Here is a 17,371-nt window from a genome sequence, read left to right on the forward strand (position 1 = left end):
TGTAATGTCTGGTGAGTTGACGGGCCGCCAAAACAGGGCGAAATGGTGGCGTCAATCGTTCCGCGGCCTCAAATCACCTTCCGACGCAGAATAATTCCGAGGCTTGCAGATTCGACACACGTCCCGTTTCCGGTTGGGAACAGGAGGGTTATCGCGGCCCGGTTCTGGAGTGGCGCCGCGATAACGAACCGACCGGATACCGAGGGGGAATTTGTTTTGAAATCAGCAGGTTGGCGTCTTGCACGAAGGGAAAGCCGCAGCATTGCGGCGGCGCTTTTTTCCGTGCTCCTGGCCTCTTGCACGTCGACCGGCGACCCGACGATGTCGGTCGTTTCGCCCGCCTACAATTCAACCGCGACCGAAATGAGCGCGACATCTGGCGCCAAGACCGGGACCGCGTCCGATTCGTCGTTGCAGGCATCGGCTCCCGCCGAGGCGACGGCGACCGTGATGAGCGCGGGCGATACGCCCCTACCCGAAAAGGTCGCCTATGTGCCGGAGACGCGGCCGCAAGCCGCCTTCCCGACCGTCGCCTTGCCGGCGGGCTCCACCGCTATTACCGGCAGCACACCCCAACCGCTGGTTCAGCAGGCGCAGACGGCGGAACAGACGCAGGGCGTCGCCCAGCAGGTCGCCGCCGGCGATGCCGCCGCCATCGCATCGAAGGCTCAGGCGACCACGCAGGCCATGAGCAACGGCGTCTATGTGACCGCGGGCGAACCGGCGCAGCCGCAGGTCGCCGCGCCGAAGAAGAGCCTGTTCGCCTCGCTGTTCAGCACCACCCCGGCTTCGGCCGCACCCGCCCCCCTGATCAACAATGCGCGCTCCGGCGAGCAACCCGCGGCGCAGGCCAAGACGACGGCGCCGGCCAAGCCGATCGTGACGCTGGCCTCGGCCACCCCGGCCGACAAGCCGGTGCAACTGGCTTCGATCGACGACCCGGCCAATCACATCACCGGTGCCGACGCGCTCCCCGGCGTGCGCCAGACCGCGCTGTTCGAGATCAAGCGCAAGTCCGGCATCGACGACGAAAGCGACGTGGACCTCAATGAGGACGAGGGCGGCGGTTCCTACCAGGTAGCGTCGGCCGCCGGCATGGCCAGGCTCGCGCCCAATGGCCTTTTGAAGCAGAACGAAAGCGTCGACGTCGCCTGCCTCAAGCCGTCGCTGGTGCGGGTGCTGAAAACGATCGAGGGCCATTTCGGCCGCAAGATGATCGTCACCTCCGGCTACCGCGATCCTTCGCGCAACCGCCGCGCCAACGGCGCCAAGAACTCGCTGCATATGTATTGCGCGGCCGCCGACATCCAGTTGCCCGGCGTGTCGAAGTGGGACCTGGCGAGCTATGTCCGCTCGATGCCCGGCCGCGGCGGCGTCGGCACTTACTGCCATACAGAATCCGTCCACATCGACGTCGGTCCCGAACGCGACTGGAACTGGCGCTGCCGCAGGCGCAGCGGCGGTGGCGAGGACGGCTGAGCCCTTCGGCTTGGCCTCGTGGGCATAGCAGGTTTGATCGGTTGAAGGCCGATTGCCGTCAACATTAGTTTCAAAACGCCACCACAGACATTGGCGATTAGCCGAAGCCCGTCCGAACTTCGTCATCCACGGGCGGAGCGGGAGCGAAGCGGACGCGCAGACCCGAGGATCCATTCCGTGACCTTGGCCTAAGAGTGCAGCGGCGCAGATTCTGCACCGTTGCGGCGCGTCATCGTCACGGAATGGATTCTATGGTCTGCGCGCGTCGCTTCGCTCCTTGCTCCGCCATAGAATGACGATCGCGAGGGGCGTTGCAGTCGATCTCCAAGCTGCACGATCAAGTGGAGTCGGAAACCACGCCTAGCGTATTGGCGGAGCGCTTTTTGCCCCTTTTGAAAAAAGTTGTCGCATGTGGCGGCAGATGGGTTGCCGGTTGGCAACAACGCAATTATAAGCCGCTTCGTCTGAGCGCGCCCATCGTCTAGCGGTTAGGACACCGCCCTTTCACGGCGGTAACAGGGGTTCGATTCCCCTTGGGCGTACCAGTCTTTTCAACGAGTTAGCGCCATCGCAATCCATTCCGTTAAATAACGGTGCAATAAGCGGCCCCGCATTTCGGCGGACGTTCCCGCACGATTCGGCGAATCCCGCTGTCAACTGCCCCTTCGGACACTTGATCAGGCGCGGCAGTTCCTGCCGTCATACCATCGTGCCGATGGCGATCGATGACAGGCTCTCAGGATTGCCGTCAGCATTCAGCTTTTCAAGCGTTTCGAGGTGTTTTGCTGTGGCAAATCCATTGATGATGAATTGACCAGGATCGATCCAGAGGGCGCCACCTGCAGGCATCAGGTTAGTGTTAATGACCGATGCAATCGGAGAATAGCGGAGCGGGACATCCTCAGCAGCGGCTACCCCCTTCTCCGAATTAATCGTTTCAAGGGTCGGCAAATGTTTCGCGGTGGCCTCACGCGAGACAATGAACTCGCCGCCATGCATCAACCCAGTTAGCTCAAAAATCCCCCCACCCAAGAAGATGTACATCGGAATGTCATCGGCAGATCCGTGCCTGCCAACCACCAGCCCGCCATGACGTGCGTCAGTGATGCGTCTGTGTTCCAATTGCCTGATGAATTCGGTGAAGGTGAGGCGGTGAATGGGCGTCGAGCATTTTGGGCACTCGTCGACCTGAAGCGGTATTGTCTCATTGCAGACCCCGCAGGGTGATCCCTCTGCAATGTCAACGCAAAACTGAACCATGTCGTCGCATGCCCCCCAAAGTTGCATTCGCCGAATATGAGGACGGCCCAGAGAAATGAAAAGGGCCCTGGATGCCTATGCCTCCGGGATCATGCCTGTTCTTTGCCGGTGAGTATGACTTAGATCCCCTGCCCGCCCAAAATAAAGCCCGGGAAGTCGCGCTCGGCGTGGTCATCCTCGCGCTCATCGTCAAGCTCTCGCTCGTCGTCGCCCTCTCTATCATCCTTGCCTACAACTTCGATCCCGCCCGCAAGCCACGGTTCAAGATCAGGGTCAGAGTCCATCACATCCAGCAGCCCAATCAGCCGCTCGATCTCATCTTCAACGGCTCGCCGGACGTTCTGGTCAAAAATGACTGGCGCGTTCATCCACGTACCGCCTTCCTGCGGCCGGCCTGCTGGCGCGCGACGGCTTGCAGACGATCCACCAGTGAGGCTTCATCACTGGCAATAGCCAGAGCCGTCTCAGGAGTGCCGCCCCCATGCTGCCGCAGCCAGTTCTGCTTCCAGCGAAGGTGACGGACGGCTTCAGCGGGGATGAATATCTGCCGAAGCCCGGCAAGCAGCCACGCCTTCCGGGCCTTGTCCGTCAATTCGCTCGCGGCCCTCCCGGCATCCGTGTGCCTGCCATGTTCGCGATAGATTATGACGCGCCGATAGTCCGCGAGCATGTACGCGTGATACGAGAGTTGAATTTGCATCGAGCCGGTCCACCAGTCGCTTGCCGGCTTGATCCAGTCGATAATCTCGGCGAGGTCATCCTTGACGACAGGCGCCGGCCTAAGGCGGAAAGCAACAACCTCGCCCATGGTCACGCTTCACCGCAGAGCGACGACATGCAGGTCACGAGGTCGTCCCCATCCAGTTCGAGACCCAAGCGGTTGTAGCCACTGATGACACAGGCCGCCTTGGCGCGAACTTCTTCGATGGCCTGGCAGGGAACGGCCAGCACTGCCAGAAAGGCGTCTCGCGCCACATAGAAGGCATCGTCAGCCTGTTGATAGGCATCGTTGTAGCCACTCGCCTCGATGACGGCTTCCTGCTCTCGGAGTGAAGCCATTCCGATATCGCCTTGCTCCGTGAGATCCTTCATCCAGTGGTCATAAGCCGAACGGTTCATCAGCCCGTCGGCGAACGACTTGGCGACCTGCACTCGCTTGCGCGCTATCTCGCTTTCAAGGGCTTTGGATGCGCGGAATACCAGCGGGACATGTGTCCACCGGGACGAAACGCCGCCCGGCATCGTCCACTTCGGGAACAGCTTTTCTCCGAGCGCTTCGGTGATCGAAGTCTCGCGGTTCTGGCAGATGCTGTAGTGGTCCTCAGCCGCCTTGTAGGCGGATAGAGCGTGGTTGACCGTGGAGGCCGGCGCGGAAGCAGCAACAGCTGACGGCGCCATCGCGGCAGCGGCCATGCCGGCGGACAGGAAGGTGAGCGCGTTGCGGCGGTTGACATTGGGCATGCCTTCGGCGGCTGCCCGAACAGGGGTGTTCGGCATGCAATTCTCCGTTTTGGTTATCAGAACTGATTTACTATGTCTGGTAACCTAAAACGAGGCGCGGTGATTGTCAACGGGTTTCTAGGTGTGATAACTGGAAAAGGCGTTTTTGAGAGGGACACATGCTTACGACCGGAAATCAATTGAAGGCCGCTCGGGCATTGATAGGGATCGAGCAGAAGGAAGTCGCGGACCTGGCCGGCGTAAACGTGAACACCATTCGCAGCATGGAAGCGGCGGGGAGTGGACCGATTGCGGGGCGAGCCCAAAACGTCCAAGCAGTGCAACGGGTTTTGGAGGCGCGAGGCGTCGAGTTTCTGAATCATGGGCGGCCAGGTGTTCAGCTTCACACAAAACAGTAGGCCCGGTGGTGGATAGCGGGTGCAGAGAGCAAGGATTACGGGGGTCTAGGCGCCTAACCGCTGGTCTTTTAACCATCCAGAAAGATTCCTTCTCCTGCGTATCAAAGCGAGGAGTAAACCAGTGTCTGACATCCGCCCTATTGCCCCCATCGACACCACCGGGCTCAAACCTGCAATGCCTTTGACGGCTCTGCCCAAGTGCGAGTTGGTCGACCCCCAAGAGCTATTTGTCGACGGCTCCTACCAGCGATCGATCGGCGAGCGAGGCCATCGCCAGATCAGAAGAATGATCCAGCGCTTCTGCTGGACCAGGTTTAAGCCTCCGATCTGCGCATATGGCCAACACGAGGGCAAACGTGTGCTTATGGTCTTGGATGGCCAGCACACGGCTATCGCGGCCGCGAGCAACCCGAATGTCGACCTCATCCCGGTGATGATTGTGGATGCGCCGGAGACATCAGCACAGGCGGCGGCTTTTGTTGGTCAAAATACCGACAGGCTTGCTGTGACACCGCTGCAATTGCATCAAGCAGCGGTGGTTGCGCAGGATGAAGACGCGGTCACGGTGGAACAAGTCTGCCAGCGTGCGGGTGTGACAGTTCTGAAAGGCCCTGCAGGGAATGGCCGCTATCGGGCTCGCGAGACCATAGCAGTGACCACGGTAAGTGGACTCGTTGAACGCCAGACCGCCATGGGAGCGCGCCGCATCCTCGAAGTGCTGGCGAACGCAGATTTGGCGCCGGTCACCGGACACCATATTCGGGCCGCAGAGTACCTGATGACAAACAAGGACTATTGCCAAAAGTTCGAACCACAGGATCTAACCACCGCCATTAGCGAACTTTTTCTAACGGCAGAGGACGACGCAAAGGTGATGAGCCACGCTCATCGCTGGCCGTTTTGGAAGGCGTTGGCCGTCGTCTGGTTCCGCAAAACGAAAAAGCGCCGACTTCATCTGCGGGTCGCTGCTTAGAAGTAACTTTAGAAGGACCCGCCCCTATCTTCCCAGCGGGCGGGTCTGACGACGCGCGTTTATTGACTGCCTATTGCGACCGCTCGACCGCAAATGTTGGCGCGTCATCTCCCTCGCCCGCTTGCAAGAACTCAATAACGGCAGAAAGAAGCCGCTCGGCGACGATCCTGTTCATGGCCAGATTGATCGTGCCGGTATCGGTCTCTAGTTCGATCAGCCCGATAAGCGGATCGGCCGAAAGCAAGGTCGTCTCGGTGGCGAGAAGTTTGACGAATCCGCTTTTGCCGGGCCTACGTTTCATGCTCCACCTCCATCGGAGGCAGATCCTGCCGGCCACTCGCTGAAATCGTCAAGCCGCTCCCTTCGGGGAGCCTGCTTGCGCGCGCGCAATAGTTGCGCAATGCTGCTCCTGCAAGTCTTGCGGGGATAAGACAATGTTTCACGACATATGCCTGCAAGCCTTTCGGCTGGGCGGGGTGGATGCGGTCAACGCGCTTCTCAAACAGCAATTCCCATCTGTTGCTGATCGAGTCCGCGCGATGGAGGATCTTCAGGAGACCGGCTATTGGTCGATCGCCTGGCATGAGAAAAAGCATCCAGACGGCGGGATGTACCGCGACTTCGGAAGCGTCAGAGAATACCTAGCCGAAGATGACGAGGGTTAGACCATGCGACTGATAGGGGTCCCTGATCCGTCTCGCGTGGGCATGGTTGCGCTTGCGCGTCCGAACTGCTGGGCTGGTCCGTAGGCATCCGGGATATGATCGGCGGCAGGCCGCCTGGTGATTCTGTCGGTGCATCGTCCCCGAGAGCAAGGGGCTGGTTTTCACCGCCCGGTAACATTTTAGCGAAATTGAATGTTCGATTAACCAATCGTAGACCGCGCTGTCCTATTCTGAGACAGCGCGGTCAACTACCCCTGGCCGCGTAGGCGGCTCCGGCAACCCAGCCCCCGCCGCACTGTCGGAGCCGCCACACTCGCCTAAATATACCAGCAATGGTTGAATCAACTGTTACCGCACGTGCTTTCTAGTGCGCTTCCCCGATAGTTAGAATTTGAGGAGGCCCCGCTGTTTGATTGCGGCGCACGCCGGGGCAGCGGGAAATGATTGGCATGGAGGAGTGCGCCTGGATGGCCGAGCTGGCTGTGTGGGCGCCGCCCTTGGGGTCATTGAAACGGACATCAGACGAGTCCTGTCAGATGGATGAGATGAAAAATCCGGGTGCCGATTGCTTGCACGAGTGCACCGTCGTTGGCCGCCAAATCCCAGCCAAGGAATGCAGCCCAACAAAAGAGTAGCAAGGCAAATCGCATTAGAGAATTCTAATGTATCGCTGGTTTACGGAAGGTTACGAAGAAACAGCCGTCACGGTTCAGGCCTTGCGTTGCTCTGGCGTCACGGCATGATTGGTGAACTGCAGATTCCGGTCGTCCCGGCCGGCGGCTCGGCACTCGTGGCAGTATATGATTTTCAGCAGATCCCAATGAAGGCAAGGCTGGTCCGGGCCGAACCGTTTGACCAGCTCGGCGACATCAAGAACCGCGCGGCGCCGGCAACCGAGGCAGTGAACGGACAAGCCTGTGCCGGCGGCCAGTTTGCCTCCCAGCGTGCCCTCTGAAAATGGATATTCCTTGCCCAAAGCGGCCTCCAGGAGGTCGCCCCATCCGAGTCTCGAAATAAGAGCCCTGGGTGCGCCTGCCAAGGGCTTACGCGATCACACCATGTCGATCACAGATGTTTTAGCTACTTTGCATATGCGGCGGACCACGGTTCGCCAGGCAGGGCGCACGCTTAGGCAATCTCCAAAAGAGAGGCGCCCGGCCACCCTTAGCCCGTCGCTAGGTGTGGGGGCACACCAGCGGCGGGCTATCGGCAATTCACCATTCTCGGCGACATTCCAGCCTGCGCCGCTACATCGCCGCGCAACGGGGTGTCGGTGCCGACAGTCCGTTTCCGGTCTCTCCCCTTGTCCTGGTTCAATCTGCTTGAGCAATTCGCCAGCTCGGCGGATGGCCCGGTCGCGAAGGGACACGGCTGTCCCGCTCAGACCATAGCGCCCTACTCCCACCGTCATCCTTATGGATGGTGCGGATCATCTCGGCAGGGGTGTAGATTAGGATCAGCCGGCGCTATGTCTCGCCCCCGAGCCCCGCCGGTTAGGCCCGGCGTTTGCTGGCCTACCCCCCAGCCTGCCGGGCCGCCCGCGATCGAGGGCAAAGGCGTCCACTTCGGCAATGGGCGTGGCGCTGAAAGGCCCGCCACCTAGGGCTTAAGGTGAGCGGGCCTTCCAAAGCGTTGCCTGTCGGCGTCGCGCGATGGGATGGCTGCAGGACACAGGGTAGCGCGGCGCCGCGCAATTAACCACAATGGTCAACGCTGAGTTCCCGTCATCCTCGTAAATTTTTTGTATGAGAAAAGCCCGCCGCCACTCGGGAGGGGATTGGCGACGGGCTCCTGCGATTTTCTCTTCGCGGCTGCACCCCTGAAGGGATCGACCACTTGCTGCTACAATCCGCCGACGCAGGATTGGTTGCAGACGAATTTATATACATTAGAACTAGCTTGACGAAGGCTTCAGCCGCTCCAGACTCATCGAGATGGCGAAGGGCAGCTTCAACATCGGCGACGAGGTCGCCATCACTGCGACTGTGCGACGGCGCGTCACCGAAGACCGGGTGAGCGTCTCGATCCCGTCCTATGGCCAGCCGCATTCGATCGTCGACCGAACGACAAAGGTGAAGCAGGGCCAGCCGATAGAGCTTGTCGGCGACGTCACCCACGTCGATGACGAGGCCGGCAAGGTCACAGTCAATCTCGGCGTCCCGGTGACGGTGAGTGCCGATACGCTGCGGCTGGTCACGCGCTACGTGCCGCCGAAGCGGAAAACGCCACTGGTGGACAAGGCGACATGACCAAGCTTTCCGACCTCGGCCCGCCCATCGTTGGCAAGATGCACGGCAATGAGCCGTCCGACGCACGCGACCATTTCCATAAATGCGGCGCCTGCGGGCAGATGATCGACTTGCGTGACCTTCGCCAAGTCATCTGGCACGAGAAGCCTGGCCACGAGCCGCTTGAACTGGACACCTGAAACGTCCGCTAGCCGTGGAATAGCAATGCGCCGACGACGGCGATAGATGCCAGGAAGGCAAGCAGCGGCATCAGGGCCTGCCCTCGTGGCTGCGGCCAGACGCACGCACGACCCCAACAGCAAAGCGATTCAAGGCGCGACCGATATCTTGGTTCCGGGAACAATTTAGCAAAATTGAATGTTTATTTGGTTATGGAAAACGACCCTGCTTGCCGCGCCGCACTGCGCATCATCCGCGCCACGATCGAGGAGCATTGCCCGCCGGGCGTGCTGATGAGCGAGGAGCAGGTGAAGGGCCATTATGGCCCGACGCTCATGGACGAAGCCGAGGCATTGTCGGTCGCAATTGTCGCCACGATCGAGCGGCTGTCGTTCAACGGAACGCCTAAGCCGCCGGCACCGAGCATCAAGGGCTGAACCGCAAAAAGCCCGCCGACCGAAGCCAGCGGGCCTGTGCAACTCTATGCGGTTTGTCAGTTGCCGCCGTCGCGGCTGTCTGCCGAACGATCACCACACCGCGAACCATCGGCCGCCGTATCGTAGTCATGCTGGCAGTTGCCTGCGAAAGATACTGTGGAAGCCGAAACAGCGCTGAGTAACAGCGCCACGACGAAGAATATGCGCATTTACACCCCCCTTGGTTGAACGGGGGTGCAACTTGTTCTGCTTTTCTGATCCCGTCAAGCTGCTATGGAGATATTGGTAAACTAAAATATTGCCGAAACGTAGCGGCCGAAGCGGAAGACGCCGCTGGTGGACAAGGCATATGACAGGTGGAGACGCCCTTTTCCTAGGAGCGGTTCCGCATTATGTTCCGCGCCTATGTCGCGCAACAACACGGTTCTTCAACTCATCGCCGCGGTGATCACCATCGCCGTCCTGGCCATTTTGCACCAGGGGCTCGATTGGTTCCTCAGCAAAACGTCAATCGATTTCATGGTTGGCGTGTTCGTCGGTATGGCGCTGATTCTGCTGGTCTGGATTTATGAAGACCGAAAGGATCGGCGCTCACGGCCGGTTGGCGGCGGTAGGGCCGCCGAGCAACAGAGCGCGCGCCACACGATCGATCTGTGATTGCTGCAGCCTAGACCCTCGGCCAGCCCTCATCAAAGCGTCGAGCACGGCACTTTGCTGAGCTCCGCCCGTCAGGGTCAGCGCCATATCCGATACCGCTTTTTCGTTGCCGCCGTTGCTGAGCGCGTCGATTATCCGCTCCACGGCCCGTGTGCCAGCGGCCCTCGCAGCGCCGCGAGCACCACCAGCGATAAAACCTTCGCGGACGCCAAACCGGCCAGCGGTGCCTGGGTCGACCGCTTCTCTGGCACCGAGACGTGCCGCCGTCTCGGAATTGCGCGTGACGATGTTCGACGTATCGGCAAATAGCTTTTCACGGTCGAGCAGATCGATGATGGCCTTGGCCTTGTCCTGGCCGAAGAGCGTCGACAGGCGAGAACGGTTCCAGTCGCCTTCCCCCTTGATCAGGCGCTGAAGCGCGACGCGATCATTTGCGTTGGTGCCAACGATGCGCTCGATTTCGGCCCGCGCGCCCTCGCGGAGGCGGAGCGGTACAGCCGATGGCCCGACCTGTAGGCCTTGGGGCAAAGCGCCCTGCTCTACCTCTTGGATGAGTTCGTCCGGTCTTGGCGCCTCTCGTCCGCTGGAAAGCACCGTCTGACCGCGCTGGACGGCATCCTTCTGCCTCGCCAGCTCGGCGTATTTGGCGTCGACCTCCTTGATATTCGGCACCTTGGCCGCGAGTTCGTCATCGATCGCCTGACGCGCCGTCTGAAGCGCATTGAGGTAGTTCGTGCCTTCTCCCTTCTCTATCAAGTCATCGACGGCCTGACGCGTATTCAACAGCGTGCCGGCGTCATGAATAAGCCCGCCAGGAGCGGGCTGGCCGGTCGCGCGGGCGCGGGCAATCTCTTCGCTGGTGGGAACATAATCCAGCATCGACCGAATGCGCTGAATGCCCTTCTGCGCGTCGCCACGAAGCGATTGAGCATCACGTTCCAGATAGCGCGCGATCGGCGCAGCATCGACATCGGAGGCATCGCGCAACGCTTCGCGGTACTGAGGCAGCAACCGCCGCTGGTTGCGGTCCGCCCCTTCAATGACGCGTGACGGCGTGGGCGCCTCGCCAAGCGTCTGGTCGAGCGTTGACCGGATACGCCAATTGGCGTCAGCGTCTCGCGCCCCGATGGCATTGCGAACGATGGCCTTCCCCTCGCCAGGTGTCGCGGCGATAGCTCCGGCCATATGCCGAAGGTTCGGGCCGAGATCCATCAACATGCCGTCGTTGCCGAGCTGAGGCAGCGCAGCCGGATCGATGGCGTCTTGCCGAACTGCATCAGCCAGGACGCCGACAGCCTTCTTGTCGAGACCAAGCGCCTTGGCAATTGAACCGAGCTGCACGTTGTCGGCTATCGCCTTTACGCCCTTGCCCACCAGTGGAGCAATGAGCGGAGCAGCGAGGCCGAGCCCGCCGCCGATGAGCCCGCCCTTCAAGGTTTCTTTAGCATCCCCGCCAGACCGAACCGCTGCGTCTCCACCGCTGATCGCCGCCCCCGAGCCGATGCTGGCAGCGTAGCGCAAGGGCGCCGAGGCGACGCCAATGCCGAAGGCCTCGGGCGCGGCCGCCATCACTGGCAGAGTGCCCACCACCGCGCCGGTCACGTTGCCGGCAGTCCGCGCCACCGGATGCTCAGCGCGGCTTTCCTGCTGGATGTCGGTCATCTCCTGGTTGACTTTGGAAGCTGGCTCGCCAGTCAGCATCGCACCGATGCCAGCGGCGGTCGCGGTCAACCCTTTGTCGACCAGCGGGCCGGCGATCGGAATGCCTTCGCCGATCGAGTTCAGGAACGTTCCAGCCGCACCCATGGCTCGCGGCGATGCGATATCGGGTGCATCGTGACCGCTCCCCGGCTTCGGCCCGCCAGCATCCATGATCTTCTGCGCGGTTGCGATGCCCGCTTTTGCACGCGAATCCGCCGCGGCAACGTCGGCGTTGGGCGCCGGCAGAGACTTGGCTATCTCGTCTACCGCTGCATTCTGCTGGTCTGGCGTCATCGACAGAAAGGCGTCGTCGACCTCTACCTTGCGACCATTGATGTTCAGCGTGGCCATCAGGGTTCAATGCTCCACTTCAAGCCGTTGCTGGTCGTGCCACCGCCAGTGCCAGGCGCGGCCGGCGGCGCACCCGAACCGCCAGTCCTGATCGCATCCACCATTGCGCGTATGCGCGCCAGCTTGTCGTTCAACGACGCCTTTGCCTCACCTGGCTTAGGCGTGAGGATTGATGCTTGGTTCTCGACTTCGGCCGGCGCCGCTGTCGCGCCGGACACGCTGTAGAGGTAGGACGCGATGATGGTGCGTAGCGAGTTCGATGCACGCTGGTATTCGGGCGACTTCAGGTAATCGGCGCCATAGTCCGAACCGTGCGGGATCGCCGACAACGCCTGATCCGACGTGTTTGACAAGGCGTCGAAATTCTTCTCGACGATCGACAGTTCGGGCGCGACCACCGAGTACAGTTTGTTGTCACGCTGCTGCTGCTCGTTCGGCGGCTTCTGCTTAGCAGCGGTCAGCGGCAGGATGCCGGCATTCTCGGTCGGTCCGGGGTTTGCCGCGCGCGGGCTGACCGGTGCCGGGCTCGGCGGCGCGGCGGGAGCCGGCACGACCTGCACAGGTGGCGCTTGCGGCGCGGGAGCCGGTTCCGGCGCTGCCTTAGGCGTCACCGGAACCGGTGGCCCGCCAGCAGAGGCCTGCCCAAACACGCCTTGCGGGGTCAGGAACAGCAATTCGCCATTCGGGCCGCTGATCGTCTTGCCGGCCGCAAGCTGCTGAGCCTGCTCGGCTGTCAAGCTGCCGCCGTCCATCAGGCCGTTAAGCGCCTGAGCTTCGACAGAATTGCCGCTGAACCGGAATTGACCCGCATTCGCGCCACCGCCGCCGATAGGCTTCGTTTCGCCTGTCCGCTTGTTGTACAGCGTGCGGTCGTCCAGCTTTTCCCAATCGGTTTGCTGGCCGGTATAGACGGCCTGATGCGTCTTTGGGTCGACCAGCACGCCACCAACCTCGATCGGCTTGCTTTGCTCGGCGTCGAATTTCTGCCGGTCCAGATCAATGCGCGCCTGGTCGGCAGGCGCTATCGTGGGGTTGCGCAGCCGGTCGGTCTCAATCTGCGTCTTTTCCAGGTCGGCGCGGTTCTTCTCAAGCTCAAGCTGATTGGCCGGGTTCGCTTCGGCAAGTTTCTGCTTCAACATCATGCCAACCACCGCCTGCTGTTGGGCTGACAGGCGAGGATCCTGTGAAGCCTGCAGGAGCTGCTGCAGCGTCGGCCCCCCCGAGACTGCGGACGGCTGAGCCTGAGCGGTCTGGACGGCGGTCGGATTGACCTTGATCCAGCCGCTGGGTCCCTTGGCGCCGGCCATGCCCGTCGTCTCTGCATACTGGTACGTCTCGCCGTCGGCGGCCTTGGCAATGGTTCCCATCGCCGCGTTAGCAGGCAACCCGGCAGGACCGGCAGTCTGAGGCTGCTCGGCCGCCCTCGGCGAAACAGGCACGCGCTGGGCAAGCGCTTCGACTGCGGTGGCTGCTGGAGCCGCAGTAGCGACAGCCGGCCGATTAAGCGCTTGGGCAACGCCTGCAGATGGATCGGTGCTCGCCACCTGCACGGGCGCATCACTACCGCCAAAGAGCTTCTGATAAGCCAAGGCGTTCGCAAGTCGCGTGCCTTCCCCGCCTTTGTCGTAGGGTGAGCCGTAGCGGATGAAACCTTTCAGGGCGCTGTTAGCCCCGGCGATGTCAGTGGCCTTGGCAAATGCTCCGCCGCCCGGGTCCACCCTCACGGTGCCGGTATCGTCGGGGACAATGCCGGCCTCACGAACGAAGAAATCCATCTGCGTTTCCGGGTCAGTCGCCGAGCGCCCGGTTGCCTTCGCGAAATTGTCCAGCGACGCCTTGCGGCCCTCCCGCCATTGCGTGAAGCCAACCGCGCCTTCGCCGGGATTGACCGCGCCAGGGCGGAACTCGCTTTCCTGCTTCCAATTGCCAAGCGTGGCATAGGCCTGCGCATCGTTGAGGCCGCGCGCCTTCAGGCCTGCGAACAGCGCCTTCGGATCGGCCGCGCCAGCAACGCTCCCGCTCACGTCGACACTCGGCAAATTGCCTGGTGCGCCACCGGCGGCCGCTGCGCCCGGGCTGGCGGCCGAGGCAGAACCACCGGGGCCGAACAGCGCTGAGAACACGCTGTTGCCCCCCTTGCGCCAGTCCTGCTCGGCAGTAGTAGCCTTGCTGTTGGCCATGCGATAGCCGAGAGCCTCGCCGATGGCGTTCAGACCCTGACCGACCGTGCGCGGCGCGGCTGTCGGTTGCGCCAGCGCGTCGGCGATGGCCCGCAAGCGCGCCAACTGCTCGGGCGTCTGCACGCCGGTATCGCCACCGAAGATGAACATGGGAGCCGTCATGCCAATGCCTCCCCATAGTCGACGGCATCGACGCCGCCGATGCTGAAGACAGCGTGAGGCCGGAACGCCCGAACTTCATCCGCCATGACGCCGATCTGCTCGCCGCCGCCCCAGACATATTCGAAGGCGTACTTCGTGAGGCCGTTGGCGAAGGTGCCAAGCCTTCGGATGTTTCGCTTCAGGCGCCGATCCGAATACTTGATCAGGTTCGCGCCGAGGCCGAAGAGACCGCCGAACAGATCGCTCGTGCTATTCGCTTGAGACTGCCAATTCTGGAGCTTCTGGTTGTAGTTGGTGTTGATCAGGCCGGCATTGTCCGTCGTCGGGATGGTCGGCATGTTGGCATTGACGAAATTCGGCTGGCTGACCTGCGAACCGGACAGCAGCGCGGTCAGATTGTTGATTGGAGCCGAGTTCTGGGCCAGCGCTTCCTGCACCGCCTGGCCGCGACCCTGCAGTAGAAGCTGGTTATAGGCGTCGTTTTCGTTCTGACCTTCCAAGTTCTGCGCCTGCGCATAGGCGTCCGATCCGGGGCGGATGCCGCGGTTGATCAGGTCCGCCTCATTCGACGCGCGCCGAGCGTCCAGCGCCGGCTGAAGGCGCTTCATACCGAGATCCATCAACCGGGCCTCGGTCGCGTCGTTCGACAGGTCGACAGGCTTCGACAGGAAGTCGTTCAGGAATGCCGACTGGCTGTTTGCCAGCTTGCCCATATTCAACTGAGCCTGGTCGGTCTGATCCTTGATCGCCTGTCCCGTCTGCGAAAGCGTCTGGGTCGCCGTATAGGTCGGGATGTCGTACGTTTTGCCGGTGTACGGGTCGTACTGCTTATAGGTGCCAGTCTGATTATAGGTCAACGAGCCGTCAGGCGTGACCTGGTTGACGTTGCCCAAGTTCGCGTTGGCGATTGCCGTCGAGACGTTCGTCCCGGTCTGCGCGGCAGAAGTCTCTTTAGGATCTGGCGGGGCGGGCGGAGAGGGTGCGCACATGGTCAGGCCTCCTGAAGAAAATACGTCATTGCGATTGCCGACCGTTTGAAGCCCACGCGCTCGCACATCTTGGCAACGCGTAGATCGGTGGCGATGGTCACGTGCGCCCTGACGCAGCCGCGCGACTTGAGTTCGGCCAGGATGTGCTTGGTGAAACGGCGACCGATGCCGTTCCGATGATCCGGCCGCATGTAGATGGTATCCTCCATGGCGATGGGCTCGCTGTTGTGCATGTCCTGCGTGAGCCAGATGAAGGCGTAGCCCACGGCCTCGCCCTCGGTCCTGACCACGAAGCAGAGCAGATGCCCGGCCGAGCCGTAGACGTCCAGGCGCGGCTTGAACTCGCCGATCGTCATGCCCTCCGCCGCCATGCGCGTCTGCATCTCGCCGTAATGGGTGCGGCAAAGCGGCTCGAGTTCTGGCCAAGCCTCATTGAAGTTCTCGATGGCGATGTCGTAGCTCATACGACCACCCCGCCGTTCTCAAAGGTCGCGTCGAGCTGCACGAACTCGACATCGGGTCGGATGGCCAGGAAGCCGGTCACCTGCACCTGCGGCTGCATCACGTAGCCGGTCTTGCCGATCGATATCCACTGGCCGCCGCTCACGGTCGCCTCGGGCGCCGCCTGGTCCCATTTCGCAACGTCCCACAGGCCAGCATCCCATAGGTCCGCCGACCCGCCGTCGGCAGCATCGGGCGCCGTCGGAAGCTGCACCGTGTAATTGGCCGAGAACGAAATCTTCGGATTGAATGGCGTCGAGTTGAGAAACGTCGGGCGCGCCTGGTGAACCGTCTTCAGCCGGCCGAGCGTCTTCATGTGATCGGGGTTGCCGACATAGGTGTAATAGATCGGCTGGTCTTCGTCCTTGCCGTTGATTTCGCCCTCGAACACCTCGCCGTCGTTGGTGCCGAAGAACAGACGGCTATCGTGAAGCTCAATGCAGCGGGTTGCCCATCCGACGAACTTGCACCATGCGCCGGTTTCGAGGTTGACGACCAACGACCATGCCTCTTGCCCGTCGGCCGCGATCGGCAGCGAGACGATGGCGTAATTCATGTCGGGCCACTTGATGATTTCCCACGGCAAGGCGATGCGCCGGGCGGCTTCGCGCTTCCAGTCCGGCTCAATATTCCGCGAGATGGCCGCCAGCGACAGCGCGGCCGCGTCCTTGTTGATGGCGGCCGAGATTGGCACCATGCCTTCCTTGGTCGCGACGATCAGGTCGCCACCCGCGCGCATCGTGGCGCGCTTGCCCATCGGTGCGGTCAGATCGTAGCGGCCGACCAGGTTCCACTCGGCTGCGGTCGAGCCGGCCGGGTTGCTGCCTTCATAAATCGCGGCCTCGCCCTCGGTCGTGACGAACACGCATTTGTCGTCGATGCCATCGCCGGCATCGAGCGACCATGTTCCCCCGAAGAGCAACGAGCCGCCGCGCTGGAACACACCGGACAGGTTGATGGTGCCGAGCGCGCCGGTCACGGAATCGACCGGCAGATAGCTCGCCTTCATCGTACCGCCCTGGATGAAAAACAGGCGGTTTCGGTAGAGCCACACGTGAGACAGCGCCGAGGTCGCGACGCCGGTAATGGCGGCAGATACCTGCACCACGCCGCCAGGGATGTTCGCCGTTGCCGAACCGCCAGCGCCGCCTGTGATGGTCTCGTTGTCGACGAACGTGCCGGTGATCGACTGGACCATCAGAGAGCCGGTCGTGCCGTTGTCGACGTTCTTGACGATAGTCCCGACCGCGCCGCTGGTGCCGCCCGTCACGGTGCCGCCGCTGGTGAAATTGACCGTCTGCGCGTCGAAGTTCAGTCGAAAGGTGGCCAAGCCGTTGACCGCTGTCCAATCGAAAGCCGTGCTGTAGAGTTGCAGAAAATCGGTCCCGTTTACCGCGACGACGAACGAGCCGCCCGAGGTGGTGAAATTCACGTAGGAGTAATAGCCCGATGTCTGGCCGGTCACGGACGCCGCTGGCGGAGTGTCGGGGCTGGCGGGCGCGGTCACGTCGCGGATCGTCGTTTCATCGCAAGCCCAAATCTTCCGGGCGCCGCCAGCGTTATAGGTGATGAAGCTTTCAACCGGATCGGTGCCGAGCGTGGCACGCTTAACCGAGCCGCCGCGCATAACAATGCCGGTCGAAGTAGGGAACCAGTTTTCAAGGGTCTGCGCTGAGAACGGCTTGGACTTGACCAGGCTCTGATTGGTCACCCAGCCGGCGACCGGCGCGCCGAACGTGTAGGGCTGCG

Annotated in this window: 19 protein-coding genes and 1 tRNA gene; 9 read left to right on the forward strand and 11 right to left on the reverse strand. The window is 61.8% G+C overall.

Going from position 1 to position 17,371, the window contains the following annotated elements:
- Window positions 1-363: 363 nt before the first annotated feature.
- Window positions 364-1,479 (forward strand): D-Ala-D-Ala carboxypeptidase family metallohydrolase, encoded by a 1,116-nt coding sequence (locus tag WDX12_RS29940; RefSeq protein WP_434723024.1) that lies wholly within the window; start codon window positions 364-366, stop codon window positions 1,477-1,479.
- Window positions 1,480-1,949: 470 nt separating this feature from the next.
- Window positions 1,950-2,024: transfer RNA gene (locus WDX12_RS29945), tRNA-Glu, on the forward strand.
- A 154-nt stretch (window positions 2,025-2,178) separates the two neighbouring features.
- Here WDX12_RS29945 and WDX12_RS29950 read toward each other — a convergent pair.
- The 4 genes from WDX12_RS29950 to WDX12_RS29965 all read right to left on the reverse strand — a co-directional run bounded on the left by WDX12_RS29950 (window position 2,179) and on the right by WDX12_RS29965 (window position 4,236).
- Window positions 2,179-2,523: a hypothetical protein gene (locus WDX12_RS29950; RefSeq protein WP_434723025.1), complete on the reverse strand. Its 345-nt coding sequence runs from the start codon at window positions 2,521-2,523 to the stop codon at window positions 2,179-2,181.
- Window positions 2,524-2,858: 335 nt separating this feature from the next.
- Window positions 2,859-3,107, reverse strand: a complete 249-nt coding sequence (locus WDX12_RS29955; RefSeq protein ID WP_434723026.1) for a hypothetical protein — start codon at window positions 3,105-3,107, stop codon at window positions 2,859-2,861.
- Window positions 3,104-3,547 (reverse strand): hypothetical protein, encoded by a 444-nt coding sequence (locus WDX12_RS29960; RefSeq protein WP_434723027.1) that lies wholly within the window; start codon window positions 3,545-3,547, stop codon window positions 3,104-3,106. The genes WDX12_RS29955 and WDX12_RS29960 overlap by 4 nt, the downstream gene beginning before the upstream one ends.
- 2 nt (window positions 3,548-3,549) lie before the next feature.
- Window positions 3,550-4,236, reverse strand: a complete 687-nt coding sequence (locus WDX12_RS29965; RefSeq protein ID WP_434723028.1) for a hypothetical protein — start codon at window positions 4,234-4,236, stop codon at window positions 3,550-3,552.
- Between the two features lie 483 nt (window positions 4,237-4,719).
- Here WDX12_RS29965 and WDX12_RS29970 point away from each other — a divergent pair, with 483 nt between their 5' ends.
- The gene (locus tag WDX12_RS29970; RefSeq protein ID WP_434723029.1) at window positions 4,720-5,571 is read left to right on the forward strand and encodes a hypothetical protein; all 852 of its coding nucleotides are present in this window, start codon (window positions 4,720-4,722) and stop codon (window positions 5,569-5,571) included.
- A gap of 70 nt (window positions 5,572-5,641) precedes the next feature.
- Here the strand turns inward: WDX12_RS29970 and WDX12_RS29975 are convergent, their stop codons facing one another.
- Window positions 5,642-5,872, reverse strand: a complete 231-nt coding sequence (locus WDX12_RS29975; protein ID WP_434723030.1) for a hypothetical protein — start codon at window positions 5,870-5,872, stop codon at window positions 5,642-5,644.
- A 133-nt stretch (window positions 5,873-6,005) separates the two neighbouring features.
- Between WDX12_RS29975 and WDX12_RS29980 the strand changes: the two genes are divergently transcribed.
- The 5 genes from WDX12_RS29980 to WDX12_RS30000 all read left to right on the forward strand — a co-directional run bounded on the left by WDX12_RS29980 (window position 6,006) and on the right by WDX12_RS30000 (window position 9,081).
- Window positions 6,006-6,236: a hypothetical protein gene (locus WDX12_RS29980; protein WP_434723031.1), complete on the forward strand. Its 231-nt coding sequence runs from the start codon at window positions 6,006-6,008 to the stop codon at window positions 6,234-6,236.
- Window positions 6,237-6,975: 739 nt separating this feature from the next.
- Window positions 6,976-7,191, forward strand: a complete 216-nt coding sequence (locus WDX12_RS29985) for a hypothetical protein (protein ID WP_434723032.1) — start codon at window positions 6,976-6,978, stop codon at window positions 7,189-7,191.
- 979 nt (window positions 7,192-8,170) lie between these two features.
- A complete protein-coding gene (locus WDX12_RS29990; RefSeq protein ID WP_434723033.1) occupies window positions 8,171-8,485 on the forward strand; it encodes a hypothetical protein in 315 nt (104 codons plus the stop codon).
- Window positions 8,482-8,664, forward strand: a complete 183-nt coding sequence (locus tag WDX12_RS29995; protein WP_434723034.1) for a hypothetical protein — start codon at window positions 8,482-8,484, stop codon at window positions 8,662-8,664. The genes WDX12_RS29990 and WDX12_RS29995 overlap by 4 nt, the downstream gene beginning before the upstream one ends.
- 192 nt (window positions 8,665-8,856) lie before the next feature.
- The gene (locus tag WDX12_RS30000; RefSeq protein ID WP_434725729.1) at window positions 8,857-9,081 is read left to right on the forward strand and encodes a hypothetical protein; all 225 of its coding nucleotides are present in this window, start codon (window positions 8,857-8,859) and stop codon (window positions 9,079-9,081) included.
- 56 nt (window positions 9,082-9,137) lie between these two features.
- Here WDX12_RS30000 and WDX12_RS30005 read toward each other — a convergent pair whose 3' ends face one another.
- Window positions 9,138-9,290, reverse strand: coding sequence for a hypothetical protein (locus tag WDX12_RS30005; protein ID WP_434723035.1), 153 nt, complete (start codon window positions 9,288-9,290; stop codon window positions 9,138-9,140).
- Window positions 9,291-9,486: 196 nt separating this feature from the next.
- On the opposite strand from WDX12_RS30005, the gene WDX12_RS30010 reads away from it, so the two are divergent.
- Window positions 9,487-9,738: a hypothetical protein gene (locus WDX12_RS30010; protein ID WP_434723036.1), complete on the forward strand. Its 252-nt coding sequence runs from the start codon at window positions 9,487-9,489 to the stop codon at window positions 9,736-9,738.
- On the opposite strand, the gene WDX12_RS30015 is transcribed toward WDX12_RS30010, so the two are convergent.
- Genes WDX12_RS30015 through WDX12_RS30035 form a run of 5 tightly spaced genes read right to left on the reverse strand, consistent with a single transcriptional unit; the run spans window position 9,673 to window position 17,333 of the window.
- Entirely contained in the window at window positions 9,673-11,790 is a 2,118-nt protein-coding gene (locus tag WDX12_RS30015) for a hypothetical protein (RefSeq protein WP_434723037.1), read from the reverse strand. The genes WDX12_RS30010 and WDX12_RS30015 overlap by 66 nt on opposite strands.
- Window positions 11,790-14,132, reverse strand: a complete 2,343-nt coding sequence (locus WDX12_RS30020; protein ID WP_434723038.1) for a phage tail tip lysozyme — start codon at window positions 14,130-14,132, stop codon at window positions 11,790-11,792. Before WDX12_RS30020 ends, WDX12_RS30015 begins: the two co-directional genes overlap by 1 nt.
- Window positions 14,129-15,121, reverse strand: coding sequence for a tail fiber domain-containing protein (locus WDX12_RS30025; RefSeq protein ID WP_434723039.1), 993 nt, complete (start codon window positions 15,119-15,121; stop codon window positions 14,129-14,131). The genes WDX12_RS30020 and WDX12_RS30025 overlap by 4 nt, the downstream gene beginning before the upstream one ends.
- A gap of 2 nt (window positions 15,122-15,123) precedes the next feature.
- Window positions 15,124-15,585, reverse strand: coding sequence for a GNAT family N-acetyltransferase (locus tag WDX12_RS30030; RefSeq protein ID WP_434723040.1), 462 nt, complete (start codon window positions 15,583-15,585; stop codon window positions 15,124-15,126).
- Window positions 15,582-17,333, reverse strand: coding sequence for a hypothetical protein (locus WDX12_RS30035; RefSeq protein ID WP_434723041.1), 1,752 nt, complete (start codon window positions 17,331-17,333; stop codon window positions 15,582-15,584). The genes WDX12_RS30030 and WDX12_RS30035 overlap by 4 nt, the downstream gene beginning before the upstream one ends.
- Between the last annotated feature and the right edge of the window lie 38 nt (window positions 17,334-17,371).

Source organism: Mesorhizobium sp. RIZ17 (assembly GCF_051127865.1).
GTDB lineage: Bacteria > Pseudomonadota > Alphaproteobacteria > Rhizobiales > Rhizobiaceae > Mesorhizobium > Mesorhizobium humile.